23 protein-coding genes and 3 pseudogenes are annotated in these 26,607 nt (G+C 58.3%); 16 read left to right on the forward strand and 10 right to left on the reverse strand.

Features of this window, described 5'->3' with window-relative positions; all coding sequences use genetic code 11:
* Nucleotides 1-420: 420 nt before the first annotated feature.
* From ACFFWD_RS27680 to ACFFWD_RS27715, 8 genes and pseudogenes are all read right to left on the reverse strand, one after another.
* Entirely contained in the window at nucleotides 421-654 is a 234-nt protein-coding gene (locus ACFFWD_RS27680; protein ID WP_376970628.1) for a DUF4926 domain-containing protein, read from the reverse strand.
* Nucleotides 654-1,013 carry a DUF6883 domain-containing protein gene (locus ACFFWD_RS27685; protein ID WP_376970630.1) on the reverse strand — a complete coding sequence of 120 codons (360 nt, stop codon included), beginning with the start codon at nucleotides 1,011-1,013 and terminating at the stop codon, nucleotides 654-656. The genes ACFFWD_RS27680 and ACFFWD_RS27685 overlap by 1 nt, the downstream gene beginning before the upstream one ends.
* Before the next feature lie 383 nt (nucleotides 1,014-1,396).
* Nucleotides 1,397-1,714 (reverse strand): hypothetical protein, encoded by a 318-nt coding sequence (locus tag ACFFWD_RS27690; protein WP_376970632.1) that lies wholly within the window; start codon nucleotides 1,712-1,714, stop codon nucleotides 1,397-1,399.
* A gap of 14 nt (nucleotides 1,715-1,728) precedes the next feature.
* The gene (locus ACFFWD_RS27695) at nucleotides 1,729-1,986 is read right to left on the reverse strand and encodes an LLM class oxidoreductase (protein ID WP_376970634.1); all 258 of its coding nucleotides are present in this window, start codon (nucleotides 1,984-1,986) and stop codon (nucleotides 1,729-1,731) included.
* Between the two features lie 520 nt (nucleotides 1,987-2,506).
* A complete protein-coding gene (locus ACFFWD_RS27700) occupies nucleotides 2,507-3,388 on the reverse strand; it encodes a hypothetical protein (RefSeq protein ID WP_376970636.1) in 882 nt (293 codons plus the stop codon).
* A 28-nt stretch (nucleotides 3,389-3,416) separates the two neighbouring features.
* A complete protein-coding gene (locus ACFFWD_RS27705; RefSeq protein WP_376970821.1) occupies nucleotides 3,417-4,331 on the reverse strand; it encodes a methionyl-tRNA formyltransferase in 915 nt (304 codons plus the stop codon).
* 38 nt (nucleotides 4,332-4,369) lie between these two features.
* Entirely contained in the window at nucleotides 4,370-4,648 is a 279-nt protein-coding gene (locus ACFFWD_RS27710) for a hypothetical protein (RefSeq protein WP_376970638.1), read from the reverse strand.
* Nucleotides 4,645-6,247, reverse strand: a pseudogene (locus ACFFWD_RS27715) (AMP-binding protein). The gene ACFFWD_RS27710 and the pseudogene ACFFWD_RS27715 overlap by 4 nt, the downstream one beginning before the upstream one ends.
* Nucleotides 6,248-6,571: 324 nt before the next feature.
* Between ACFFWD_RS27715 and ACFFWD_RS27720 the strand changes: the two are divergent.
* Nucleotides 6,572-6,796, forward strand: a complete 225-nt coding sequence (locus ACFFWD_RS27720; protein ID WP_376970639.1) for an ATP-binding protein — start codon at nucleotides 6,572-6,574, stop codon at nucleotides 6,794-6,796.
* 48 nt (nucleotides 6,797-6,844) lie between these two features.
* On the opposite strand, the gene ACFFWD_RS27725 is transcribed toward ACFFWD_RS27720, so the two are convergent.
* Both ACFFWD_RS27725 and ACFFWD_RS27730 read right to left on the reverse strand, forming a co-directional pair.
* Nucleotides 6,845-7,195: a hypothetical protein gene (locus ACFFWD_RS27725; protein WP_376970641.1), complete on the reverse strand. Its 351-nt coding sequence runs from the start codon at nucleotides 7,193-7,195 to the stop codon at nucleotides 6,845-6,847.
* A complete protein-coding gene (locus ACFFWD_RS27730) occupies nucleotides 7,195-7,593 on the reverse strand; it encodes a hypothetical protein (protein ID WP_376970643.1) in 399 nt (132 codons plus the stop codon). Before ACFFWD_RS27730 ends, ACFFWD_RS27725 begins: the two co-directional genes overlap by 1 nt.
* Before the next feature lie 281 nt (nucleotides 7,594-7,874).
* On the opposite strand from ACFFWD_RS27730, the gene galE reads away from it, so the two are divergent.
* The 15 genes and pseudogenes from galE to ACFFWD_RS27805 all read left to right on the forward strand — a co-directional run.
* Nucleotides 7,875-8,912, forward strand: coding sequence for a UDP-glucose 4-epimerase GalE (gene galE, locus ACFFWD_RS27735; RefSeq protein ID WP_376970645.1), 1,038 nt, complete (start codon nucleotides 7,875-7,877; stop codon nucleotides 8,910-8,912).
* A gap of 420 nt (nucleotides 8,913-9,332) precedes the next feature.
* Nucleotides 9,333-9,587, forward strand: a pseudogene (locus tag ACFFWD_RS27740) (transposase); the annotation flags it as partial.
* A gap of 118 nt (nucleotides 9,588-9,705) precedes the next feature.
* A complete protein-coding gene (locus tag ACFFWD_RS27745; protein WP_376970647.1) occupies nucleotides 9,706-11,394 on the forward strand; it encodes a hypothetical protein in 1,689 nt (562 codons plus the stop codon).
* A 437-nt stretch (nucleotides 11,395-11,831) separates the two neighbouring features.
* On the forward strand, nucleotides 11,832-12,710 hold the full coding sequence (locus ACFFWD_RS27750; protein ID WP_376970649.1) for a LuxR C-terminal-related transcriptional regulator: 879 nt from the start codon (nucleotides 11,832-11,834) through the stop codon (nucleotides 12,708-12,710).
* A 304-nt stretch (nucleotides 12,711-13,014) separates the two neighbouring features.
* Nucleotides 13,015-14,292 carry a glycosyltransferase family 4 protein gene (locus ACFFWD_RS27755; RefSeq protein ID WP_376970651.1) on the forward strand — a complete coding sequence of 426 codons (1,278 nt, stop codon included), beginning with the start codon at nucleotides 13,015-13,017 and terminating at the stop codon, nucleotides 14,290-14,292.
* Nucleotides 14,293-15,290: 998 nt separating this feature from the next.
* Nucleotides 15,291-16,847, forward strand: a complete 1,557-nt coding sequence (locus tag ACFFWD_RS27760; protein WP_376970653.1) for a GumC family protein — start codon at nucleotides 15,291-15,293, stop codon at nucleotides 16,845-16,847.
* Nucleotides 16,848-17,100: 253 nt separating this feature from the next.
* A complete protein-coding gene (locus ACFFWD_RS27765; RefSeq protein ID WP_376970655.1) occupies nucleotides 17,101-18,267 on the forward strand; it encodes a Gfo/Idh/MocA family protein in 1,167 nt (388 codons plus the stop codon).
* On the forward strand, nucleotides 18,254-18,913 hold the full coding sequence (locus ACFFWD_RS27770; protein ID WP_376970657.1) for a sugar transferase: 660 nt from the start codon (nucleotides 18,254-18,256) through the stop codon (nucleotides 18,911-18,913). The genes ACFFWD_RS27765 and ACFFWD_RS27770 overlap by 14 nt, the downstream gene beginning before the upstream one ends.
* Before the next feature lie 42 nt (nucleotides 18,914-18,955).
* Nucleotides 18,956-20,155: a DegT/DnrJ/EryC1/StrS family aminotransferase gene (locus tag ACFFWD_RS27775; RefSeq protein WP_376970659.1), complete on the forward strand. Its 1,200-nt coding sequence runs from the start codon at nucleotides 18,956-18,958 to the stop codon at nucleotides 20,153-20,155.
* On the forward strand, nucleotides 20,152-20,901 hold the full coding sequence (locus ACFFWD_RS27780; RefSeq protein ID WP_376970661.1) for a hypothetical protein: 750 nt from the start codon (nucleotides 20,152-20,154) through the stop codon (nucleotides 20,899-20,901). The genes ACFFWD_RS27775 and ACFFWD_RS27780 overlap by 4 nt, the downstream gene beginning before the upstream one ends.
* Before the next feature lie 126 nt (nucleotides 20,902-21,027).
* Nucleotides 21,028-22,167, forward strand: coding sequence for a glycosyltransferase (locus ACFFWD_RS27785; RefSeq protein WP_376970663.1), 1,140 nt, complete (start codon nucleotides 21,028-21,030; stop codon nucleotides 22,165-22,167).
* Between the two features lie 68 nt (nucleotides 22,168-22,235).
* A complete protein-coding gene (asnB, locus tag ACFFWD_RS27790; RefSeq protein WP_376970665.1) occupies nucleotides 22,236-24,227 on the forward strand; it encodes an asparagine synthase (glutamine-hydrolyzing) in 1,992 nt (663 codons plus the stop codon).
* 397 nt (nucleotides 24,228-24,624) lie between these two features.
* A complete protein-coding gene (locus ACFFWD_RS27795) occupies nucleotides 24,625-25,530 on the forward strand; it encodes a GNAT family N-acetyltransferase (protein WP_376970667.1) in 906 nt (301 codons plus the stop codon).
* Nucleotides 25,531-25,619: 89 nt separating this feature from the next.
* Nucleotides 25,620-25,889, forward strand: coding sequence for an FAD-dependent monooxygenase (locus ACFFWD_RS27800; protein WP_376970669.1), 270 nt, complete (start codon nucleotides 25,620-25,622; stop codon nucleotides 25,887-25,889).
* Between the two features lie 521 nt (nucleotides 25,890-26,410).
* A pseudogene (locus ACFFWD_RS27805) lies at nucleotides 26,411-26,530 on the forward strand (Rho termination factor N-terminal domain-containing protein); the annotation flags it as partial.
* Nucleotides 26,531-26,607 lie beyond the last annotated feature (77 nt).

The following is a 26,607-nucleotide window of genomic DNA, read 5'->3' on the forward strand; positions in this document are numbered from 1 at the left end:
CAAATGGGACCAAATAGAAACGTAACTTCAACCGAAAAACACCTGACGACAAAAGGGGGGAGGTTAACTCGTTCGCTGAGAAACCCGCGAGCGCCACATGACCCAGACCATTATCGCTCGGCGCGTGCTCTCGCCGTCAAGCCCTTGCGCCCAACGGCGCAACCCTTGCGGGCGTTGGGGCTTGACCGCGAAAGCCCGGCCAAGCAAGGGACCATCACGCCATGAATGCAGCCACAGGCCTCTTGGGAAGCAAGAAAGCGAAGCTCTCGCAAAAAACCTCTTGACTGACGAAGCCTCATATAAGCGCCACGGCGAAGCAGTAGTGCCCATCTTCATCGGTCGTGGCGCGCCACTCCCGAATCGACGCCAAGGCACGCTGTAGATCGCTGAAGCCTCCGGTTCAACCCTACCGTACGACTGTCAGGCGGCTTCTGGGACGTAGTGCAGGATGAGCAAGTCCGCCCGTGGGCAGGGCGCGATCGCGTAGGCACGACCTTGGTCGTCGCTGAACTCCACGAGTAGCGTCTTATCATCAAGCTGCTCGACGACGGTGCCGACCTGTCCGCGAGCAAGCCGCTGCGCGGGAAGGTCCGTCAGTAATGCCACCACATCCAAAACGGACGGTCTTTCGTTCTTGGTCTTTTTCGCCTTCATCACAGCACCCAGCAGCTAACGAACCTCGGCACGCTCTCGCCGGTTCGCACGATCCAGATTGTTCTTACCACAACACTCTTCTCTTGTCGCCTGACGGTCGCATCGAGGCGCCAATACCTCCCCCAAGCATCCTCCCCATCCTGCACGGCTTCGCCGGAACGAGCGGCTTCGAGCAGAGCATTGCGCAGCCACGATGCATCGCTCCACTGAAGACCGAGGGCCTCGCGGAATACCCGAGCTTTGTGCCGTCCCCGAGGATGCGAGGGGTTCAAACAGTAATCCTCGATCTTGCGAAGATCGAGGATTGCCTGATCGCCGTTCGGCAGACGCTTCGTCATCGCGGCAGATTGGCTTCGCATCCGGTAGAGTGCAAGCCCAATACCAGTAGTGCCTCTGAGAAGGGCGGCGAATGCCTGGATGTCCAGGCGCGCTTCCGGCCGCAGATGGCGCTCTCGGTTCTGGCCTATACTCTGACGCGAGTCATGAACATTGACGGAATCAAGCCGCTGTTCGCTGCGATCGCAGCCTGAGACACCCCAGGCTCCTGGCTGCCAGGACCGACACCCTTAAGGGCTCTTTTTACACCGCCAAGACCTGAAGCGGACGTTGAACGAGCGCGATGCACGTACTTCGTTGTCGCCACCATCACCGGAGCCGTCCCGGACGGACCGACCATAGGGCTCGCCTTTAGCGCCAGGACAGCGGCCAACGAACGCCGCCTTACAACAATCGATAGGTCTTGCTACGTCGAACTGGTTGCGCCGTTAGGTATGCTGTGAGGCGACCTCCCAGTCGAAGCTTTCTTCGCGGCTAGTTTGAAGACCGCGCTTGTGTGGGATAACTCGTCTTGATTGGAAGGAATATCCAGAATGAACGTCTCATAACCAGCAGCGACATAGAGAGCAAGTTCATCGGAAACAGTCCCATAGTCACCGACCAGATAGGGGCAGAAGGTCTTGTAGTTTTCAAACGGCACTAGCCAGTAAGGCGCTTCTTCGATATTCGAATGGCTCGCAAGCTCGGAAAGTTGCTTGTGCCAGGAAGAATCTGAAACCTTCATGGCCAGCTTGTGCGTTAGCTGCGATGCATGTAGGCAGGCTGCACTGCAACTAGCGGACAAAGTTTCTTGGTGTTTTGCAGAATGACCTGAGAAACGAGCCAGGGATCGAGCAGGGAGTTGTCAGTATAGACCAGAATCCCCTTGCATCCGCATTCTTCGCTCCAGCGTGCAACAGCTATCACCTCATCTACATACTTCTCCCGCAAAACCATGCTGGATTGCGGACAGGTGCAGAATACTTCGAGCTGAACTTCAGATATGGTGTCAACCATCACATCCTCCTTTTGGAAAACGCCCGTTCGGAAAACGCGCCTTTCGAAAAGATTGTTCCCTCTCCGCGACGATCCCCATCTTGCGCGACTTCATTTGCTGACAGTTCCTCCTCGTAACCTATTTACGGCGTCGCTCGTCTGCTCTTTGTCTCTAAGCGAGCACGTCGCAATTTGCTTTGGCGGGCCTTTACCGAACCAGCGTTGTATCGCCGTCCAACGGGCCAGCGTACCATGCGTTCTCGTCTGCGAGGGTCCGATCCAAGGCCTGGTCCGCCGTCTTGTAGATTAGTGGATCAGTCGGGTACGCCCTGACGTATGGATTCCAACGCATCAGAATCTGCCTGATATTTATCGGCAGGCCCAGCACTTCAAAGCAGTGATCGCCTGAGACGATAGCATTCGAATAAGCTGCCTCCAACAACGCTTCCGTCACGCTAGAATCGTCTTGCTCTACCAGGATGTCCGCGAGCAACGACCGTCGCATACCAGTTTCGGGGTCGATCGTGTGTCGCACAATGGCTTAACCTACTAGGCGTTCAAATCGACGGCAGCAGAGGACAGTAGCTGTTGACGAGCTACCCGGGATCGTGAAGTGCCATCTGAGAGAAGCGGGGCTTCGATCCGCCATGAGACGAGGCACCTCGGTCAATTTGCGCTGCCACAGGGCTTGGAATTCGTCTCCGATGTCTGTTACTTCGATTTTCGTTACTCCGAATTTATTCGTAAGGTGACCCCGGGGTCCACGGCGAAGGGTATCCGCTCGCAAGACCGACGAGCCGAGGAAGCTCCCAACCGCTACCATTCCGCTCCCAAAGGCGAACTTCGCTGCGAGCGCTTTCGCAAAAAACTGGTGGGCATCCAGGACCCAGAAAAGCTTCTTGTCGTAGCAGTGCTGATTCAACGCCTTTGCGTGAAGAGCCTTTGATAGTTCGACCACAGATGGCATCGCGAACGTCATCAAAAAGAGGTCAACACCTCGTTGCCGGTAGAACGAAGCCATCAGGCCGATACAGCGCGCGCGGTATGCTGGTTCGATCACCAGGCTGGTGCCGACAGCTGCAACAAGCGTTCGGCCTCCAAATTGGTAGAGCAGCGGGATGCTTCCCTGGTACCCAACAATTCCTTGCGCAGTCTCCAGCACCCATCCCATGCTGAGTTGCGATTTGGCAACGGACATCGCAGGATTTTGCTGCCAGAGCCGGCACCAGTGCTCCTCGTTATCTTTCGGGAGTCCCCCGCGCTCCTGCAGCCTTGCGACATTTTCGAGATCCGAGAACCGGACCTCCCGCTGCTTCGCGGGGATTGGTACGTTCTCCGGGCCGATTTCACCGGCTATCGGGCGATGCCGGCTTCTCATGAGCCGAAGCAAGCTGTCAGCGGCGTAATCCATGGCGCGCGTCATTATTTGGAAGCTCGCGTGTTCAAGCAGTCTACCAACCGATCCCCAGCCTTGAGCACTTCTCGAGTTGGAACGCATATTCCGTCCCGAAACACCTGTCGCACCGGATCCATTCGTCTGCGCCCGCCACCTCGACGCCTCCACGCCTCTCCGCGCCAACCGTGCCTGGCGGCGCATCTACCGGCGTTCCTGTCAACCGCGCGTTGAGAATTCCGAGTGTCGAATCCCCACGCTTGGTCCGAGGAACACCCCAGGGTGAGCGATACGGGAAAAAGTTCGACGCGCGGACGAAGTCAACGATGCGCCGCGCGGGACGATTCCAGGACAAGGTCCCGTTCTCTGGCACCTCGCGACCGAAATACTCCCGCTTGCTCAGATCCTGCAGGATCAACGGTATATGGGACGGTCCTTGTGCAGCCGCTTCCAACAGCCGCGATATCAATGGAACTCCGACGTTGACGCACTTAACAGTCAGCGACAGTCCAGTTTCCTCGTTTCCGACGCCGACAGATTCCTGGTAGACGATGGGCCCGGCGTCGATCCCCGGCACCAGCTTGTGCAACGTTACGCCATGCTCCTTTTCGCCTCGGCAGATCGCCCAGGATACCGAGTTCAGTCCCGCGTAGCGGGGGAGGGGCCCTGGATGGAGATTAAAGCTTCCGAGACGCGGGGCCTCTAGCACCTCCTTCCGGATCAAGAAGAGCGAGTGCACGTTGAGTATGATGTCCACTCTCTCGTCGCGCACCTGCGCTGCGAACTTCGGATCCCTAACTAGCTGTGCCGGCCAAGTCCTATATCCAAGCTTGGTCGCCAACCCCCAAAGGCTCACCCCTTCGTCCTGCCGTCTCGGTGATGCCATAACAGCAATGACCCGAACGCCGCATTGCTCCAACGACTGCAATGCTCGCATCCCGGCCGCCTCCTCACCTATTAGGACGACGTTCATGCCAGCCACGGATACCCTCCGCGCACGTGGGCCAAAGGTTACTGACGCTTCGTCAATTGCTCCGATACGAATACGCACAAGGGGCCGACGACCGTCATTTTCTCGGGGGCGAGACTCTCAAAATCGATTTCCCCGACAAAGTGCTCGCCCGCGGCCATCATCATTTCAACGAAGGCTAGGGAGTCCAGCGCTCCCGACAGCAACACGTCGTAATCATCGGGAAGATCGCTCAAAGGGCCCTGCCCACGGTCCTTCAGCTTGCGGTTAAGGAAGTCTGCGACAAATACGCGAACGTTGTCTAGAGTAGCGCTGTTCACTGGCAGTCTCCCAAAATCGCCAGCAAAGCCTTGCGGTCGAATTTGCCGTTGACATTGCGAGGCAATCTGCTCAGGACATGCCACCTTCTGGGGACCATGTAGTCCGGACATCGAGAGGCGATCGCGCTCCGGAGCCGATTGACATCAACCGACTGCCCTTCAATAAATACTTCGACACCTCCGTAGCCGCTTAGGGTAGCAGGCCAGCCGATTGCTACGACGCCGTCCCTGCCGGAAGTTTGCCGTACGACCGCTTCGACCTCACCGAGTTCCACTCTATGCCCAAGTATTTTCACCTGGGAATCTATGCGCCCCAGATGCGTGAGGGGACCATCGCCGGATGGCCGACGGACGCGATCACCGGTGCGGTAGAAAATTTCCTTCCTCCCGGGGGGAACGACGAAGGCCGAACTGGTCCTTTCGGAATCCCTCCAATATCCGAGGGACATTTGCGGGCCGTTCATCAGGAGTTCGCCCTCCGCGCCCGGACTTACTTCGTTCAAACTTTCGTCGGCAACGAGAACGTTCATCTCTCGATGTGGAAATCCGATCGGCACGATGCCCAGTTCCGACTCGCCCGGCGATCGTTCAGGGTGCCATCTGTAGGCTGTGCATGCGATCGTCAGCTCCGTCGGTCCATAAAGGTTCTCCAGAACGCTGTTCGGCGCGGCCCTTAGCCACGCGTCGGCGCAGCTCACGGGCAGCGGCTCACCACAGAACAGGCTCAGTCTCAGGGATGGATACGCGCCCGGTTTCAGCAGACCCAATTGCTTCATGAGTGAAACCGTTGAGGGTACTGAGAACCAGACTGTCAGCCCATGGCCGCGAATGAATTGTCCCGGATTGATCAATGTTGTGAAGGACAGCACACACACGCTCCCCGCTCCCAGGACACAAACATGTCGAAGGCTGACAGATCAAAGGTCAAATCGAACATCTGCGAAACGATATCCCGTTCTGTGACCTCGAGCCGATCTGCAATGTAGTCGACGAAGGAAGTGACATTCCGGTGCGCAACCATGACTCCTTTCGCGCACCCGTGCTACCCGAGGTGAAAAGCAGATAAGCAATTGCGTCCCAACCCAGTGCCGGCTCGCGCCAGGCCGCGCACCCTTCGAGATCCCCGGAGCCGACAAAAATATGCTGAGGCCATCGTTCACGATAACTCCGAGGGTCCTCGAGATCGGGGGCTATGACAAGCAGCTGTCGGTTATCTCCGTCCAAGAGCGCATCCAGCTGAGGCAAAGACTCTTCGTCTACGATAATTGAGCGACACAGCGAGCGTTCAAACATCAGTCGAGTTCTCGTGACCGGAAACGTGCGATTCAACGGCACATAGCCGTTGCCGGCCAGGAGAGCCGCGAGTACCCCTGCAAGCGCTGTTGCACTGCGATGCGCAAATACGGCGGTCAGGTGCGTCCATGAATCTTCCTGACGGGCCTGGATGCTAGCGGCTATACGGATGGCGGTTTTGCGAAGCTGCCGGTAAGAAAGCGACGTGCCCTGCGCGATACGATAACCGCAGGGCGTTCGGGAAACCGCTCTGCAGACCGCATGAATCCTATCCACAATCCTCGTTGCGATACGGCCATGCGCCATTAGTCCACCAAAAGCAGTCAGCCTTGCCGCCGGCCAGCCATCGGGCAGATATCCAATTGCAGATAAGGGTCCGATTAACCCGATTAAGAAGTGGATCTTCCAGAACCATCCCACCCGTCGTCGCTCGGACCCGCGCGGTGACGCTAGCGCGGCGCGGTCTTGTTAGAATGTGACAAAAATGTCAGAATGAACGCGCAAAAGGGGTAACAAAGGAGGGTTAAGTCTGCGGGCCGCCAAGCCTATATCCGGGCCATGCCTAACAAGCCAATCGAATTGTCGCCCGGTCCATGGATTGGAATTTCGGTGGAAGACACTGGAACCGGAATGCCAAAGGAAGTGCTCGACCGCGTGTTCGAGCCTTTTTTCACCACCAAGGAAATCGGCAAGGGAAGTGGCCTCGGATTGTCTCGCGTTTACGGAGCTCTCGGTTCGCCTGCAGGATATGCTCGGAGTGTGACCTCGATCCCCACAAGCACAGTGGGCGAGCGACGCTGGCGGAACCGCACCGACGAAGTGATCGAACAAGACGTGGTTCGCTGCGATGCATGAGTCCGAAAGTGGCCATCACGTCAGTCGCAGCCTGGATCGAGAGGGCCGCTATCGAAGGGTAACCGGACCATCCTGCAAAATCGAGGTGGCCGCCAATGAGGCGTAGCACAAGATCGCGGGTCGCCGCTGACTCGCCGATTGAAGCGCATGGTGGGTCGCCGCATCATAGATCCACGGCGAAACAGTAGTTCCCATCTTCATCGGCCGTGGCGCGCCATTTGCGGACAAAACCGCGAACACATTTCCGTTCTCAATCTGTTTGCCGGCTATGGCGGCTTGCAGGATGTCCTTGCTGCCGATGATCCGGATGGACTTGTCGTCGACCTCGACGGCGTCGATGATCGAATGGATGTAGCCCTTACGGGCGCTGGTAGCCACGGTATCGAGCTTCTGGTTCATCAGCCGTGCAAACGCATCGATCTTCCCGGCATCGATGGCGGCTGCGGCGCCGCATTGGGCGCGGGCGTGGCCCAGCGCCGCTTTGGCTTCGGATTGCTTTTGGCCAGTTTCGCCTGCACCCGGTCGAAGTCGGCCTGTTCGATCAAGGCCGGTAGCGAGTTTGGAAGCCGTAAGGCAAGATACGGGGCTGCAGTGCCTTGCGCTGCTGCTGCGGCTTCATCAGATCGCTGTTGATTGCGCATCAGTTCGCCGGCTCGGCTGTTGGCGTTGCCGAGATGCTCCGCTGGCGAAATCCGCAAAAAAGAGGGGCGCCGACGGCCGGAACAGGTTATGGTGACCTCGTGCACGATCAGGACACTGTTACGATCGATCAGGGTATGAAGGCCCGGCGTCAACATCCGTAGTAGAAGCCGCGACCGCTCCCTTCCGCGCCGAGCGGGGCGACGCGCTCGGATATCGACCTCGCCCTCGATGATGTGGAAGGTCTCGCTGTCAGGGGTAATCCTTCGGGGCCATTGCACTCGGCCCCCGGAGAGAGTGAGCTGAGCTAAAGGCGATTATCGGATGCCAACGCGCGAAAGACGCATCCGCTGTCGTGAGTTTGAGTCTTGGAAGCATAGTCGGCACCTAAACGGCCATCGGGCGGAAACCGATCGGACGAATACGGAAAGTGTCCGATATGATCCTGTTGACCGGAGGCGCCGGCTATATCGGGTCTCACGTTTGCATGGCATTGCTGGACGCCGGCCTCGACGTCGTCGCAGTCGACAATCTCTCCAACAGCAACAAAGCGTCTCTCGAACGGGTACAATCCATCTGCGGGCGGTCGCTCGTCTTTCGGCACGCCGACATCCGGGATGAAGCGGCGATCTACGACATACTTCGTTGTTGCGGAGTGACCGCGGTTATTCACCTCGCGGGGCTGAAGGCCGTAGGCGATTCCAATGTTCAGCCCATAACCTATTACGAGAACAACGTCCTGGGAACGATGCGGCTTGTGTCGGCCATGACGAAGGCAAAGGTCAAGACGCTCGTCTTTAGTTCGTCCGCTACCGTCTACGGGATACCAACGTACCTGCCGCTCGACGAGAAGCATCCTCTCGGACCGACAAATCCGTACGGCCGCACAAAGCTTTTCATCGAAGAAATGCTGAAGGATCTGCATCGGTCCGACGACGAATGGCGCATTGGCATTCTGCGCTACTTCAATCCGGTTGGCGCGCACGAAAGCGGGCTCGTTGGAGAAGATCCCCTGGGCGTTCCGAACAATCTGTTGCCGTTTGTGGCACAAGTGGCAATTGGACGACGCGACAAGCTGACGATTTGGGGCAACGACTATGACACGCCGGATGGCACCGGAATCCGCGACTTCATTCATGTCGTCGATCTTGCATCCGGACATCTAAGTGCATTGCGCCACCTGAAAGAGCCCGGCCTGCTCACGGTCAATCTCGGAACGGGAGCCGGCAGCAGCGTCCTGGACGTGGTCCGGACATTCGAGGCCGTGAGCGGCAGGCCAATTCCGTATGCGATTGGTGAACGCAGGGCCGGTGATGTTGCAATCTGTTATGCCGATCCGACGCTTGCGGAAAGAGTATTGGGTTGGAAATCGACGCGGTCTTTGGCGCAAATGTGTTCGGACCATTGGTGTTGGCAATCGAAGAACCCCGACGGCTATCGTGGTGCCGAGCACCCGGAGCGGTCCAGCGATTTCTAGCGCCACGGCTGAGCCTCGGACTGCAACGCGCCCTCTCCTTGCCGGCGCTCTTTCCATTCCGCGAAATCCTTCACGCCTTGGGGTTCAAAGAATTGCTCGGCGTTCGCGAAAAATTGTAAGCGGCGCTTAAACCTTTCAATTGCCCACAACTTTGACCACTCGGACTGATCCGCTGATCGGCGAAATCTCGAGTCGAAAGAATCACTTGTGATTCCTTGCTGAGCACCTGATTCTTTATGGGGTGCTCTATGGGGCTGACATTATGGGATCGATCGGCAAAAGGCTGTTTGCGATCCTTGGAAGGTGAATGTTGGATTGATTGAGAGACTAGTGGATGCGAGTTCAGGGACGCGTGGCTCGGCTGGTCTGAGCCCTGCAATCTCCTCCAAAAATGGGTAGAGTCCATCACCTCGGAGGGGGATGGACATGAGCCGGTTCGCTTCACGGAAGAACCCGATCATCGGGATCTTGCGGGAGCAGGAAGCCGGGTCGAAGACGGCGGACGTGCGCCGCAAACACGGGATCTCAAGTGCGACGCTTTACAAATGGAAAGCCAAGTATGACGGGCTGGAAATGTCCGACGCCCAGCGGCTGAAGACGCTGGAGGACGAGAATGCGAAGCTGAAGAAGTTGCTGGCGCAGGCGATGCTGGACAACGCCATGCTCAAGGACGTCGCACCACTTTATCGCCCGGAGCTAACCCCAAAGAGTTAGCCTAGGCAGTCCTTGCGAGGATTATTAGGGTTCGCAAGTCGGCGAGGTGTCGCGACTAATCAAGATTGGCCATATCGCCATGTGGCAGAAGGGGAAAGGGGTTACATTGCTGTGGGGCGCTGCAGCCGTCCTCGCGGCGACGTGGAACCTCGGCATTCTGGTGGCCCTGTCCTCCCATCGAGAGGAGCCCGATCGGACCACGCGGGCGAACCAGGAGATGGACAGCGGCGCGTCCGAATTGCGTAAATCAATGTTAGGCGATCAGGCGGCGCGGATGGAGCGGGATCTGTCGGCGATGCGCCGCAATGTCGAACCGCAGACGGCGACGGTCACGAGGACAGGTGACGAGGCCAGCCCGGCAAAACAGCAGGCGGACGCGGCCACGGCCGATTTGCGCAAATCGCTGCAGCAGGAGCACGAGCGGGCGAGCAAGCTGGCGCAGGACCTCGCGGCGGCGCGGCGCGATGTCGAAACGCAGGCTGCGTTGGTGGCCAAGACGGGCGCCGAGGCAAGCGAGTTCAAGATGACAGCGGACGCAAGCACGGCCGATTTGCGTAAATCGCTGCAGCAGGAGCACGAGCGGGCGAGCAAGCTGGAGCAAAACCTTGCGGCGGCGCGCCGCGATGTCGAGGCGCAGACGGCGCTGGCTGCCAAAGCCGGTGAGGAAGCAAGCCAACTGAAGAAGGCAGCGGACGGCTCAGCGGATTTGCGCAAATCGCTGCAGCAGGAGCACGAGCGGGCGAGCAAGTTGGAGCAGGACCTCGCGGCGGCGCGCCGCGATGTCGAGACGCAGACGGCGCTCGCGGTCAAGGCGGGCGAGGAAGCCGCGCAGCTGAAGCAGGTGGCAGAAAAAGGCTCCGCAGAGCAGAGGCAATCGCTCCAGCAGGAGCATGACAAGGCGGAGGCGCTCGCGAAAGAGCTTTCGAGCGCGCACGCTCAGATAGATGCATACGGGGCCCAGGCGCGTAAGGCCAGGGAGCAAACGGAAGAGATCAAGAAGGAGGCAGCGGAAAACAGCGCGGTCGAGCTGCGAAAATCGCTACAACAGGAACGCGAGCGAGCTGAACAGCTGGAGCAGAGTCTGGCATCGGCAAGGCGCGAACTCGAGACCCAAACGGCGGTGGCGGCCAAGGCTAGGGACGAAGCCGGCCGACTGCAGCAGCTCGCGGACAGTAGCGCGGCTGAGTTGAAGCAATCGCTGCGGCAGGCCAGCGAGCAAGCTGAAGAGAAGAAAGCCGCGGCGGACAGTGGCGCGGTCGAGCTGCGCGAGTCCCTGCAACAGGAACGCGAGCGAGCCACCCGGTTGGAGCAGGATCTCGCGGCGGCGCGCCGCGATGTCGAGACGCAGACGGCGCTCGCCGCCAAGGCGAACGACGAGGCGAGCCGATTGAAGCAGGTGGCGGACAATGGCGCGACCGATACGACAAAGCTCGCCGCAGAAGACCCGATAAGGGTCACCAAACCCGGAGACGAACCGCGGCCGCACGCCGATGATGCTGCGGAAGCGGCAAGGCTATTGGCGCGTGCGAGCGTGTTGCTAGGGCAAGGAGATATCGGCTCGGCTCGCGGTTTGCTCGAGCGCGCGGCCGAGACAGGCAACGCACAGGCAAATTTCGCACTCGCCGAGACTTATGACCCCCTCATTCTTGCCAAATGGGGAGTGCTTGGGACGCACGGCGACGCGACGAAGGCACGAGAATTCTACGCAAAGGCTGAGGCAGGCGGAATGGAGGAGGCGAAACAGCGGTTCGACGCGCTGCGCCGGTGAGCTACCGCGCGGCGAGTGGGAGAAATCGGTGTGCCGACCTCGCAAGACAAGGAGTTGGTCGATGCCAAATTTTTCTCGCAGATGTCCGCAGCTCTTGCTCGCTGCATTGTCGCTGCTGCTGATTCAGCTCTCCGGCTTGGCTGCAGAGACGAAAAATGGCCGAATGGCAAAGCCACCCCCTCAACCACCTCGGCAAGTGACAATGAATGCCTGGACGGTTGGGCTTGCCGGAGGTCTCCTTTAGGGCGCGCCTAAAGGTGCCTTCAATTCGATTCCACGAATATTAGGATAACAAGCGTACATTTTCACTACTAAACGCATCGCAACTCGGGGGCATCCCCAAGGAGCGGTCCTTAAAGCCACCAGAAAATCCACGAATGAGAGTCCGAGCTTAAGGTTTCGTCAAGCTTCCAGTTGCGTGCGAGTTGGGAGCCAGCATGAGAGATTCTTTCGCAATCGTACTCATTGGAAATCATAGTTTGCTTAGAGAGGGTGTTGCCAGAATCCTACGTTCAGCAAAATTTAGAATCATGTCTTCAGTGTCATGTGCCGATGATTTTCTCTGCAACGAAGTGCAGCAACCCCAACCGCTGTTTCTCATCGTCCATACGGGTGATGATTTCGATGTCGTGGCCCAACAAATCGAATTATTAAGGCGCAGCAACCCGTGCGCGCGAATTGCGATTGTTGCCGATCGCTACCGTCTGGAAGAATTGGCTTCGGCATTTCGGACAGGCGCCAATGGCTATTTCGCGGAGGTCACACCCGATGTATTCATCAAATCAATGGAACTTTTGATGATGGGTGAAACAGTTGTCTCTGGGGCATTTCTGGCATTCGTCTTCGGTCCCGAAGGCGCGCCCCTAGACCATGCTGACCCACGCGCCGCCAACAGCGAAGCACTCCTCGCCACGCCAGAGGACGCGATCGCACCGCAGCTTTCGCCACGGGAGAAATCGATTGTCCGCTGTCTTGTTGATGGCGATTCCAACAAGTCCATAGCGCGAAAATTTCACATCACCGTGGGCACCGTGAAGAGCCATGTCAAGGCGATCCTGCGCAAGATCCGGGTCCGCAATCGCACACAAGCGGCGATTTGGGGGATGCGCAACGGATGGCCGGCACGGACAACCAGCACCAATCAGCCGCCGCGGGCAGCCGGCGTGGGCAGCAAGCTGCCAGCACCAGGGGGGCACTCTGGGATCGCGCAAATAGACCGATCCGACCAACCGGACGCAAATCTCACTGAGTTGCCTCGCCGCCTAACCGAAACCGCTCCTAGCCTTGGGCGATGTTCAACCAGATCGGGGCCTTAATCAGCAACCGGTGGACCGCCTCGCAGAGGTTGCCGATCAGTGTGTTTTGCGTGAGTATCGTCCGTTTGCCGTTATCCTGAGGACTGCAAGGAGGTGTGTGCGGTCGCCAAATTCGTCGAGAAGCCGGATCGGGCGATCTCAAGCGAATACATCAGGTCGGGCTCTCCCCGGAGCAGCGGCAAATTCATTTTCCGTGCCGCGGTGATCGATGAGTACTGCAAGGTTTTTAATATGTCGCGCTCCATGCGCAGCCGGGGACTTCTAACGAAAGGTCAACAGATTTCCACTAACGGACGTAGGCGCAATGGTTCTGTCGGCCAACATATCTGCGGCAGCTGATGCGGCCGGCGCGGTCCTCATCATCGTCGAAAACCTGCCGGTGCCGGCCGATCGCCGGGTCTGGCAGGAGGCCACAGCGCTGCACCAAGCTGGTTACAGTGTTTCGGTCATTTGTCCGAAAGCGAAAGGATATGACAGGGCATACGAGCAGATGGACGGTGTGCATATCTACCGCCATCGACGGGGTGTGGAAGGCTCGGGCGCCGTAACTTATCTTCTCGAATATGCTGTCGCTCTTTTTTGGGAATTCGTTCTGTCGTTGAAGGTGGCGCACCGGCATGGATTCGATATTCTTCATGCGTGCAATCCGCCGGACTTGATCTTTTTGATCGCGATTTTTTACAAGTTCTTCTTTGGCAAGAAATTTCTGTTTGACCAGCATGATCCCGCGCCCGAACTCTATGCGGTCAAGTTCGGCCGCCACGATTTCTTTTATCGTCTCCTGTTCCTGCTGGAACGCTGGTCGTTTCGATCGGCCGACGGGAGCCTCGCGACAAATCCTACGCTGAAGCAGCAAGCCGTGGAGCGAGACGGGATTCCGCCAGACAGGGTTTGGATCGTCAGAAGCGTCCCCGATCTTGGGCGCTTCAGGCAGGTCAAGCCCGATCTGTCGGTCAGGCGGTCCTTTCGATATCTCGTCGGCTATGTGGGAATGATTGCCGAGCAGGACGGTGTAGACCTGCTGGTCGAGGCGATGGAACACATCGTCAAGCGCCTGCATCGAACGGATATCGCCTGCCTGATCATCGGCGACGGGCCGGAAGCAGGCCGGCTCAGGACGCTCACAGGTGAACTCGGGATCGCCGACAATGTCGAATTTGCCGGTTACATTTCGGGCGATACACTTCCCGCCATGCTCGCGGCTTGCGATATCGGCGTCGTTGCGGATCCGCCCAATGCCTGCAACGTGATGATGTCGATGATCAAGGTCTATGAATACATGGCCATCGGGCTGCCGTTCGTCCTGTTCGACTTGGCACAGGCGAGGCATGATGCAGGCGACGCCGCCCTGGTGGTGGCGGAGCCGACGCCGCAGGCGCTCGGCGAACGGATCGTGGCGCTGCTTGAGGACGAGGCCGGCCGCGAGCGTATGCGGAACTACGGCAGGGAGCGTGCCTACTGCGAATTTCAGTGGGAGGTCGAAAAGCGTTCCCTCCTCGCTGCCTATGCGACGTTGGCGCCGAGGCGCGCACGTGCGCATGCGAGGAAAGCAGGGACACCAGCCGATACGGATGCTCACTGAGAGCGGAAGCAATGAGCGTCCAGCGGTGGAGCGGGTGAACTGCTGTGACCGATGGCGAGGTCGCCGAGAGTGTACCAGGGGCCATCCCCCTGGATCGCGAGTGTAATGTCGGGATCTTGGCTCCCGGCTGCGGCGAGACCGATCTGCACGGGGTGCGCGCCAGGAGCCAGACCTCGCGTGGCAATCGTTGCGACGTCCGTGCGCGTGGCGGGAAGAGAGCCTTTCATTGAAATTGCGGTTTCGAAGACTCGGGTGCCGATCCGGACCAGAAGCGTCGGTCGGAATACATCGGTGCATTTCCCACGTTCGTTCAATTCAACGTGAGATCAAATCTCGCCGCGGCCTACCGACTTTGGAAACCGCGCGCTAGTGAGCACGAAGCGATAGCCGAGCTTCGTGATCATGTCCTCTACGGCGGAGTACATTACCGCGGGGACCGCGTCGTTCTTGCTGTTGAACTGGGAGGCATGGTTGTCGATGGCCCACTGGGGAGAGCTTGTTGCCGGACGCGCGACCAACCCCTGATGAATTCGCGCGACACGAAAGAACTCGCATATGACCTCCGCTCCTTCCGATGTGACGTGCCGACCCCGGTCCTCGGCCGGCCTTGAATGAGTTGGGGCGTTCCGGCAGGGGAGCGTGGCCTCCAGCGAAGAGTGAGGCTCATGTCATGGTTGGACATAACTTCAAACGTCGAGCGATTGAGAGGTAACTGCCAGCCCCGCGCTAGAGAACGACGACGTGGATTTTGTCTGCGCTGTCGGATGTTTTTGTCTACGCATTTGGGGATGCCTCTTTTGGTCTACCTCTGCGATTCTTGTCCGCATGTTTTAATGCGTCGTAACATGTTTTAATGCGTCGTAAATTGCATTGCGCTGCGCTAATCTCATTGAGACGCTCCACGCGTGGACGACTTACTCGAGGCGCGGCAGACCGCGTCCTCGAGTAGACAGGGCAGACGGGTGCGAGCCAAGCCTGTTGAGAAAACGGAGCTTTAGGTGGAGCTGCTGCTTGCTGCCAAGGTTCTGATTGCCGCATTGCGGCGCCGCAAAGTCATGGCGCTTGCCGTCTTTCTGACGGTCCTCGCCGCGTCTCTTTCCGCCTATCAGCTTGTCGGGCGGCGTTACAACGCCGAGGCCCTGCTTCTGGTTGGCAATGGTGTGAAGGACTCGGAATCCCGCAGCGTCGTCGACTCCCGCAGCATCGTCGACCCTACCGGTATCAATTCGCTCGCCCGACTTGCCGAGACAAACGACGTTGTGCGCGAAGCGGCGAAGAAGGTAGGTCTTCAGCGCCTTTTTCCTGATCTCGACCGGATGCAACCGAACGGCGGCCGCCTGCGCGAAGCGGCAGCTGAGCTAGGCCTCGAGCGCTTGCTTTCCGCTGATCAGATTTCGAATTTACGCGAAGCGGCAGCTAAGTTAGGTCTCGAGCGCTTGCTTCCTGCTCATCAGACCCGCCGCAAGGACGACATCCTGATCTCGATGCTGCGGCGCTCCATGTCCGCACAAGCAGAGGGCAAAACCGACCTTCTGAAGATTTCATTTCCTCACCGCGATCCGGTGATCGCGGCCGAGTTCGTCAATGCGCTCGCTGACGCATTGGTCGCCAAGCAGGTGGAGCTTCTCAACGTGCCGGGTGCCTTTCAGTTTTTTGACGTGCAGAGGAAACAGCTGCAGGAAGAGGTTCAGAAGGCGGCCACCAGGCTCGAGAGCTTTTCGGCTGAAGTCTCGATCTATTCCATCAACGATCAGCGCACTCTCCTTCTCCACCGTGCCGACCAACTCACCCAATCCCTCAGTTCAACGCAGGGCTCGATCGTGGAGCTACAAGGTCAGAAGGAAGCATTGACCGAGCAGTTGCTGAGGCTGAAGCCGGTCACGCAATCGCAGTACGTCTCCGGGCTTGTGAGCAGCTTGGGAGCAACCAACGTTGAAAGGGCTGAAAGTAGCGCCAGGACGAGCCCGGCGGCGCGATCTCTCACCGAGGCTCCACCGCTCCTTCTCATCCGCGTCTATCAGGACACAATGGCTGCTCTTTTCAAGGTTGACGCGGATTTTGCCGGCACAAAGAATCGGGAGGCACACCTTGGCACAGAGCTCCAGCGTGTAAACAAGGAACTTGCCGCTCTTTCGTCGAGAGAGGCGGAATACAATCGGCTGAGCCGGGACCTGACGCTGGCGGTGACGGCTGCCGAGAGTTATGCGAAGCGAACCACCGAAGAGCGGATCAACACGAGTCTCGCGAACGCACGCGTATCGGGGTTGCGAATTGCGCAATTTGCCAGCCCGCCAGATTCTCCCGCCTTTCCCCAACTGATCATTTTCCTGGCGCTGGGCCTGGTCGGCGGGATCGTTTTGGCATCGGCTGCGGCTCTTTTGCCAGAAGCGTTGGCTAGCGTCGGAACATACGATGCCGTATCGCTTGGGTCCGCGGAAGCCGCGACACACGTGCGGTCGCGCGCCGAAACCGAGCGAAATCCCACATCGTTTAACTTCCCTGCGCAAGGCGTCACACAAGCGCTATCGGCGGCGCCACCCGCTTCGTCGACATAATTTGCGGCAGGACCGTCTTGCGATCGACGAAGTCAGGAACGCCAAACTATTCCCAAATGCCCTCGAAGAACGTTTATTGGGCTGATCGATTAGCGCCGAGAACTTAATGGTTGCGACGCGGGGATTTCGCGCTCTTAACTTTAGGAATATCCCTCAATAGTGTGCTCCACTGGGCTAGCGAGAAAGGGCGGTTGTAGTAGGTTGTAGTAGGTTGCAGTAGTAAATTCGAAGAGCGTGACCAACGGAGGGGAGCATGTCTCGTTCGAAAGTATTGCGTTCCAAACTTTTCCCTCCCTTACTCGATACTCCGAACCAAACCGAGGACGCGGAAGGTCAGACCGCGAAAGGCGGCCCGTTGCTCGCCGTCATCGGTTGCGGCTACTGGGGTGCGAAACACATCCGTGTCGCCTGCGATATACGCGACGCAAGGATGTCGATGGCCGCTGATCTGCGGCGTGACAGATTGGAATATGTCCGTTCGCAATATCCTTCTGTCGCTGTTTCGCGTGATATCGGCACGGTACTGAATAACCCTTCCATAGACGGGGTCATTGTCGCCACCCCCGTGGAGACGCACTTTGAATTGGCGCGGGCGGTGCTCCAGGCCGGAAAGCACGCTCTCGTCGAGAAGCCATTGGCCATGACGAGCGCGCAATGCCGCGAGTTGAATGCGATCGCCGAAGAGCGCAAGCGTGTGCTGATGGTCGGGCACACGTTCGAGTATCACCCGGCGGTGGGTTTCATGCGCCAGATGATCCAGGGTGGCTCTCTCGGCGAGCTTTACTACATTGATTCGCGGCGCCTGAATCTCGGTCTCTACCGGCAGGACGCCAATGTCCTTTGGGACTTGGCGCCGCACGACCTCTCGATCATCTTCTTCTTGCTGGAGGAGGTGGCGCAAACCATCGGCGCTTGGGGTTGCGCGCACGTTCTGCCCGACGTTGAGGACGTTGTTTACGCCAAGATGGGCTTCAAGAGCGGCGCGACCGCTCATGTGCATGTTTCCTGGTTGGACCCGGTCAAGGTGCGCCAGATCACGATCGTCGGAAGCGATGCGATGCTGGTGTTCGACGACGTGCAGCCGTCGGAGAAAGTGCGCGTTTACCAGAAGCACTTCAGGCCGCAGATCGACGGCGACTCCTACGCCGACTTTCAGTCGGCCTATCATCATGGCGACGTTAATATCCCCGCGATATCCAACAGCGAACCGCTGAAACTCGAGGTGCTCGACTTCGTCAATGCGATCATGACCGGGAAACGGCCGCGCGCGGACGGAATGCATGGGCTGCGCGTTGTCGAAGCGCTCGAGGCGGCATCGGCGTGTCTACGGCGCAACAAACACCGTAGCAACGGTAAGCATCAACCGACGTTTAGGCGGCGGAACGTGTCGGTGGGAGGTCCCGAAATTGCTGCCGCATGAAGCCACTCGACGGAAGGCGATCCCGCGGGAATTCGGCAAACGGGCGCTCGACGTTACGATCAGCGCTCTTGCGATCGTGGTGGCGGCCCCCGTCCTCATGGTGGTGTGGACAGCAATCCATCTCGACAGTCCCGGACCCGCGGTCTTTCGCCAACGTCGGATCGGGCGAGACGAGAAGCCGTTCAACTGCTTCAAATTCCGGACGCTCCGCCACAAGGCCGACGAAAATGTCCATCGCGAGGCGGTCCGGCGGGTTTGGGCGAATGAACCCCTCTCGGACGACCCCGATGCCCCATACAAGCTGACAGACGATCCTCGCGTGACGCGCGTGGGGCGGTGGCTGCGGAGAACTAGCCTCGACGAGCTGCCGCAACTCTTCAACGTATTGCGGGGCGAAATGAGCATCGTCGGTCCGCGGCCGGCGATTCCTTATGAACTCGAATACTTCCGGGACTGGCACCATAAACGTCACATTGTGAAGCCCGGAATAACCGGAATTGGCCAGGTGCGCGGTCGGGGTCGCGTTCGCCCTGAGGTGACGCTCGAGATGGATGTCGAGTATGCAATGAACTGGACCTTATGGACCGACCTGAAAGTGATTGCCCTGACGTTTCCCGCGGTGCTGCGGGGGCGCGGTGCCCGATGAGGTTCTCGAGTAACAGAGACGGATTCTCGTGAGGTTCGAGAAATGCGCATTCCGTTCGTCGATCTCAAAGCGCAATATGAGACGCTGAAGGACGAGGTGGCCGAAGCAATTCGGGGCATTCTCGACTCCGCGCAGTTCATCGGCGGCGAGGCGGTTGCCTCGTTCGAAAGAGATTTCGCCGCGTATTGCCAGGTGCGCTATGCGCGCGGTGTGGCGAGCGGCACGGACGCGCTTCACCTGGCGCTGCGGGCCTTGGGTATTCGTCATGGCGACGAGGTAATTACAACCGCCAATACCTTCATAGCCACCGCGGCCGCCATCGTTGCGACGGGAGCGCGGCCCGTGTTCGTCGATATCGATCCGGACACCTACACGATCGATCCCGGGATGATCGAGCGCGCCCTAACGGGTCATACAAGAGCGATCGTCCCAGTCCACCTCTTCGGCCAGCCGGCGGACATGGATCCAATCAAGGAGATCGCACGGCGGCGCGCCCTCTATGTAGTAGAGGACGCGGCCCAGGCGCACGGGGCGGAATATCAGGGGGTCCGAACCGGGGCGCTCGGCGATGTCGCATGTTTCTCGTTTTATCCCGCGAAGAACCTCGGGGCCTATGGCGACGGCGGAGCAGTTACCACCAACAGTGCCGCGATCGCCGAGCGGATCGAGCGACTGCGCGACCACGGTCGAACCACCCACGACCACCACGCCGAGATCGGGTTCAACAGCCGGCTCGACGCTCTCCAGGCGGCGGTCCTGCAGATCAAGCTCCGGCGCCTGGATCAATGGAACGCCAATCGGCGGCGCGCTGCGGAGTGGTACGCCGCGGAGTTGGCGCAGTCAGGGATCAAGACGCCTTTCGTTCGAAAGGGGTCGACGCACGTTTACCATTTATATGTGATCGCCACGAACGAGCGGGACGCAATGCGGAATGAGCTCAACGAGGCTGGCGTGACGACCGGGATCCACTATCCGTTGCCGCTTCACCTGCAGCCTGCTCTCGCCCATCTCGGCTACAGGCGGGGCGACTTGCCGTGCTGCGAAGCGATGGCCGCTCGATCATTGTCCCTGCCTATGTTCCCCGAGCTCGCACGCGACCAGGTGCGCCGTATCGCCGCGATTGCGCGCGCTGCGGCCGAGCGGGACGGTCACAGCAAATTGGGGCGAAACTCAACGGATTCGCGCGCCGCGCTACGCGCCGATGGCGAACGCTTGGCGATGAATCGAAAGGATTGGCGATGAATCGAATCAGCGCATGGGCGGTGGTCGAGACCGAGGCGATCGGTGCGGCCGTCGCGATCGCCGAGTTCGCCGTGGTGCGGCCTGATGTTACGATTGGCAACGGGGTGGCCATTCACCCGCATGTCGTGATCGAGAGCGGCGCAAGAGTCGGGGACAATGTCGAAATCTTCCCAGGAGCCTATATCGGCAAGGCACCCAAGGGGGCCGGCGCGTTGTCGCGCGCGCCGCGTTTCGAGGCGTGGGTCGATATCGGCCCCGATTGTTCTATCGGACCGCACGCGGTGATTTTTTACGACGTCTCGCTCGGCGCGGGGACCCTGATCGGTGACGGCGCCTCGATCCGCGAACAATCGCGGATCGGCTCGAAGACCATCATCGGACGTTACGTCACGGTCAATTACAACACGCGAATCGGCGATCGCGTTCGGGTGCAGGATCACACCTGGCTGGCGGGCAATATGACGATCGAAGACGACGTGTTCATCTCGGGCTGTGTCGGCACTTCGAACGACAATGCGATCGGCCGCGACGGCTACGACGGTTCGACCATGCTTGGGCCCAACATCGCGCGCGGCGCGGCGATCGGAGTGGGAGCCAACCTATTGCCAGGCGTCAGAATCGGCGTTGGCGCCGTCGTTGGCGCTGGCGCGGTGGTGACGAAGGACGTGCCCGACGGCGCGCTCGTGATGGGTGTCCCGGCGGGGATCCGGCGACGGCTCAAAGCGACTACCGGCGCAGACCAGTGACTCGATGGAAGTTCCTGCCAAGCGTGGAGTGAACACTAATCGTGAGGATCCTCTACGTCACCAACATGGATCCGAGTCCTAGTCAGTTAAACGCTGGGGCTGCGGTCATAACGATCGGGTGATAGAATGCTGAATTCGTCAAGCGCCGCGATCAGGATACTGCATATAACCGATACGTTGGCCTCCGGAGGGAAGGAGCGGCAACTGGTTGAATTGCTGCGCGGGTTCAACAAATTAGATGGGTTCATCAACGAACTGGTCGTTCTTTCAGATGTCATACACTATGACGAGGTGAGATCACTGGGAATAAAAATACACATCTTCAAAAGAAGCCGGCAATGGGATTTCCGTATTCTCCAAAATCTATATAGCCTGGCGAGGCAATACCGACCGAACATAATATACACGTGGGAGTCGATGTGTTCCGTGTATGCGTCGCCAATTGCGTTGATATTTAGATCGGCTTTGATCAACGGGATGATACAAAACGCACCGCTCTCTTTGAATTTGAAGGATCGCGGGTACCGACGTTTACTTCTTACAGCTCCATTTTCAAATGTAATATTGGCAAATTCATTAGCGGGACTTAGATCGTTCCGAGTAGATGGCAAAAAAGGTCTTTGCATACATAACGGTTTTAATTTTGATCGAATAAACAATCTTCCGGACGTCGACGACGTCAAGCGTTCGTTGGATATAGGAACCAAACACGTAGTCGGTATGGTCGGAAGATTCCATCGAGAGAGAGACTATAGTACGTTTTTCAAAGCGGCAAAATTGCTGTGCAGCGAGCGGAAGGATATTACATTCGTTGCTGTCGGCGAAGGACCGGATCTGGAAAGCTTCAGGGTGCGTTTGAAGAGCGACAGTCAGGCGAATATACGCATTCTGGGAGTCAGAAAACGGGTCGAAGAAATCGTAAAAACGTTTTCCGTCGGAGTATTGCTAGCGGACTCAAGATACCACGGGGAGGGAATAGCCAATGCAATTATGGAGTACATGGCGCTGGAGAAGCCGGTCATAGCGACAAACGCGGGGGGTAATCGCGAAATTGTCAAGGACGGAGAGAATGGATTCCTAATACCATTCGGAGATGAAAATGCGCTGGCGTTGCGGATAAGGGAAGTTGTCGACCGTCCTGACATCGGAAGCGCGTTCGGTCGTGCAGGACGGGCGCTCTTGGAGCAGAAGTTCGGGATTGAGCAAATGGTGCAGAAGCACGTTGAGCTGTTTCGGCGATTGGCAAGCGGGAACAGGGCAGTTTGATTGCGAGATGGGCCTCAGGTTGATCGAACGATCATATTTGGAGGCTGCTGAAAGGGGTATTGGTCGCTATGTGCGGGATTGCAGGTTTGATTGACCCTAGTCTCGCTGCGCAGCCGGAGGCCTTGCAACGTTCGGCGCGCGACATGGCGAATGCAATTGCGCATCGCGGACCAGACGGTGAGGGGGTGTGGATTGATGCAGCGATTGGCGTCGCGATGTCACACCGCCGACTTGCCATAATTGACCTAAGCGAGGCCGGAGCGCAGCCCATGATGTCCGCAGATGGGCGGTGGGTCGTGAGTTACAATGGCGAAATATATAATACGGAAGAAATTCGTCGGGAGCCGAGCGTTGCCTGGGTGAAGTGGCGAGGTCATTCGGACACAGAGGTTCTGGTCGAGTCCGTTGCAAGTAAAGGAATAACGGCGGCAATAAAGTCGCTCAACGGCATGTACGCGATGGCACTTTGGGATCGTCGAGAGCGGGTGCTGCATCTCGTACGCGATCGACTTGGAATTAAACCCCTGTTCTTTACCTTCCATGGAGGAAAGATCGCGTTTGGATCCGAGATAAAGGCCTTGCTGAGACTGGGATTTGTGCCAAGGGAGATAGATGCTGCAGCAGTAAGCAGTTATCTCAAATTTGGTTATGTTCCGGGACCGGGTGCGATATTAGGCGGCATCGAGAAGGTGATGCCGGGTGAGATCGTATCGATTGGCGTCAATGGGCGTATTTCCCGGTCGCGGTATTGGCGCTTGGAAGATGCCGTCGCACAAGGCTTCGAAGCGCCGCTGGAAGTTGGTGACCGAGAGGCAATAGAAACGTTTTCGTCGTTGCTCGCCGATGCAGTCAGCAGGCAAATGATTTCCGATGTGCCGCTGGGCGCTTTTTTGTCAGGAGGCATCGATTCCTCTTCAATTGCGGCGTTAATGATGGCAGCTGGGAAAGGGCCGGTCCGTACGTTTTCGATTGGATTTCCCGACCTAGGGTTTGACGAGTCGGCCTATGCCGCCCGCGTTGCTCGTCACATAGGGAGTGTCCATTCGGAACTGGTCGTTACCGCTGCTGATGCGCTTGCGACGGTACCTCTGGTCCCTGAAATGTATGACGAGCCATTGGCAGATTCTTCGCAAATACCTACTTTTCTTGTGTCGAAGCTGACGCGAAGTCACGTCACCGTAGCATTGTCCGGCGACGGCGGCGACGAACTGTTCGCCGGATACGACAGGTACAAGATTTTGACGCGGTTCTCGCGATACGCTGGCCCGATGCCTATTCGGTTTCGGGTGGCCGCCGGTGCCATCTTGGGCGCTTTGCCACCCGCCATCTTAAATCATTTATCGCACCTCCTTGGCGGTATGGTTCCGCAACGACTTGGAGATAAGGTGCGAAATCTATCTTGCGTGATGTCGTTGGATCCGGATGGGGTTTACACTCGGCTTGTCAGCCTGGTTCCGGATGTGGGGCTTCACATTGCTGATCGGGAAGATCCCCCTGGGCCGGGAGGGGCGCCACCAGGACTTGGCGTTTTGGACCGCGCTCGTTTTCTCGATACAGTTACCTACCTTCCGGACGATATACTGCAGAAGGTCGATCGGGCGTCAATGGCAGTAGCCTTGGAGGCGCGTCCGCCACTCCTGGACCATAGGATAGTCGAATTTGCGTGGCGCCTTCCTCCACGGTTTTTGGTGCGGAATGGAGAGACGAAGTGGCTGCTGCGACGGGTCCTCGACCGTTTCGTTCCTCGCCATTTGGTCGAACGGCCGAAAATGGGATTCAGTGTCCCTATAGGCGAATGGCTTAGAGTACCGTTACGCGATTGGGCCGAGGACCTGTTTGCGCCTGCCAGATACGGCGGTGGGATCCTCGACGTAAAACCGGCGCAAGAGATTTGGCGGAAGCATATCTCGGGGGAGAAGAATTATGGACCCCAGCTATGGACCCTACTTTCCTTCGAGGCGTGGCGAAGACAATGGGCCGAGCAAATGCAACGGAGGCCGGCGCAGGCCAGTAATGCGATGGCAATTCCTAGCGGGCGCTTAGGGAACGCAGGATCGTGAGAATCCTATGTCACCGACATGACACGGAGGACACCCCCTGCGTGGGTGGGTAGTCAAGAATTTCGTCTTTAAATGCATCAAAGGCAAATCTTTACATGCATCTAAGAGAAACTTCATATCGCGAGCGCCTCTGGGGGTCATGATGCTCATCGACGTCAGCGTGGAGACTTTGCGGAACGTTGAGAGACTTGAGACTTCGTGGAAGGAGCTCGAAGCGCGGGCGACTCACTCATTCTATTTGTCTTGGCTCTGGATCGGCACTTGGCTACATCATCTCCCGAAGGCCGCGCAACCACACGTTCTCGTCGCTCGGGCGTCAGGCAAGATCGTTGGCTTGGCGATTATTTGCCGACGGCGGGCGTGGAGTCTCGGGCTGCATGCGGGGGCGCGTTGGCTGTTGAACGAAGCCGGAGATACTCGTTTCGACAGATTGTACATCGAGTACAATGATATTCTTGCAGATCGATCTCTAGCCGATGCCACTATAGACGCATGTCTCGAGGCCTTGACGCACCGCTTGCGGCACTCGGACCAGCTGGTGCTCTCCGGAATTGACCTAGACCTTGAGATGGCCGCGAGTCGCACCGCAAGCCGAGTTGGGCTCATTACGGAGGTGAAGCGGGCAGATACGGTATGGTGGATTGATTTCGCCAAAGTCCGCCAGAGAGGCGGAAATTACCGCGCCACATTGGGCCGCAATACGCGCCAGGCCGTGAACCGTGCCATGCGGTTATATGCGGAACGCGGCCCTGTTGAGCTGCGGATTATGGAAACCACCTCGGAGGCCCTTGCCGCGTTCGATTTGCTGGAGGCGTTTCATGAGGCGCGATGGGGACGCAGGGGACCGCTTGCCAATCCGGGCTTCCGTCCGTTTCACGAGGAACTGATTGCGCGCGGGGTCCCCATGGGGGCCGTCCGCATCTCACGGACGTTGGTGGGGGACCAGACGATCGGGGTCCTCTACAACTTCGTGCATGACGACCGTGTTCTTAACTACCAAAGCGGCTTTCTCTATGAGCGCGATGGCCGGCTCAAGCCCGGGCTAATCAGCCATGTGCTGTCTATTGAGGACAGCATCGTACGCGGGGAGTGCGGCTACGATTTTCTGGCGGGCTCCGCCGGGCATAAGTCCCATCTAGCTAATGCGGAGCATGCTATGAAGTGGATCGCGATAGGTAGAGACGGTCCAGAGCGCCGCCTCGAGGCCAACTTTAGGCGTGCCAAGTCAGTGCTAAGGACCATTGCTACGAATCTGAGGCCGCAGCTGACCAAGAAGGAGCTGTGCTCTGTATTCCGTGTGTAGATGCGAGCTCTTGAACGTTCGGCTGGCGGGGTGGGCCGTTCGGCAGGCGAGAACCAACGAGAGGTCTGGCTTTGACTAGATCATGCGATGTGGCCGTTGTCGGTGCGGGCCCCTTTGGATTGTCGGTTGCAGCACACTTGCGCAAACTCGGCGTTGATTGCTGTATCGTCGGCAGTCCGATGGCGAGTTGGAAAAACAACATGCCGAAAGGCATGCTGCTCAAATCAGCTGGGTTCGCATCAAGCCGAACGCCCGTTCCCAAGCGTATGACGGCTCCTTTGAGAAGGCCTATCGCATCGAGTGCGAAGCCGACGCGCGGTCGCTCTGCGAGCGAGTGCTGGACAAGGTGGGGGAGGTGATTGTTCAGGAGTGGATCGAGGGGTCGAATGACTCCATCTACTTTTGCCTTTGCTACATCGGCCCGCATGCCTCGGTTGCCTTTACGGGCCGCAAAGGCCGTTCTTGGCCGCCGCAGATCGGCCTGACCGCTAGTTGCTGGGCGGCGCCGGAAATCGCCGAGGAGTTGGAGGATCTGACGATACGCTTCTTCCGATCAATCGGGTTTACGAACGGCTTCGCCAGCATGGAATACAAGCGCGACCAGCGTGATGGCGGCTTCCGGTTTGTCGAGCCAACAGTTGGGCGGACCGATGGGCAGGTGGAGATCTCCGCACTCTGCGGCATCAATCTCTGTCATGTCGCTTATTGCGATGCCGCCGGCCAGCCGTGTCCACCACTCAATCTTGACCCAACCCATGTCTGGCGCGACGAATTTACGGATTTTATCTCGGCCCGGATCCTCGGCACCAGCTGTTTCTATCCACCACATCATCGGATTCACAACGCCTACTGGCGTTGGGACGATCCAGGTCCGGCACTACTGAAGTCAGCAAGAGGTGTAAAAACAAGACTGAAGACCAAACTCGTTGCGTTCGCGGAAGAGATTGGGGTCGAAAATGCCAGCACCATGCGCAAGCAAGAGCTGATGTTCGCCATTCTATCCGCAGTCAGAAAGAGGGCGAGCGCTATTTGACGTCCGTATTCCGATCGGTGATGCGCCGGCGCTTCTGGCAGGAA

This window comes from Bradyrhizobium erythrophlei, assembly GCF_042430365.1.
Classification (GTDB): Bacteria; Pseudomonadota; Alphaproteobacteria; order Rhizobiales; family Xanthobacteraceae; genus Bradyrhizobium; species Bradyrhizobium erythrophlei.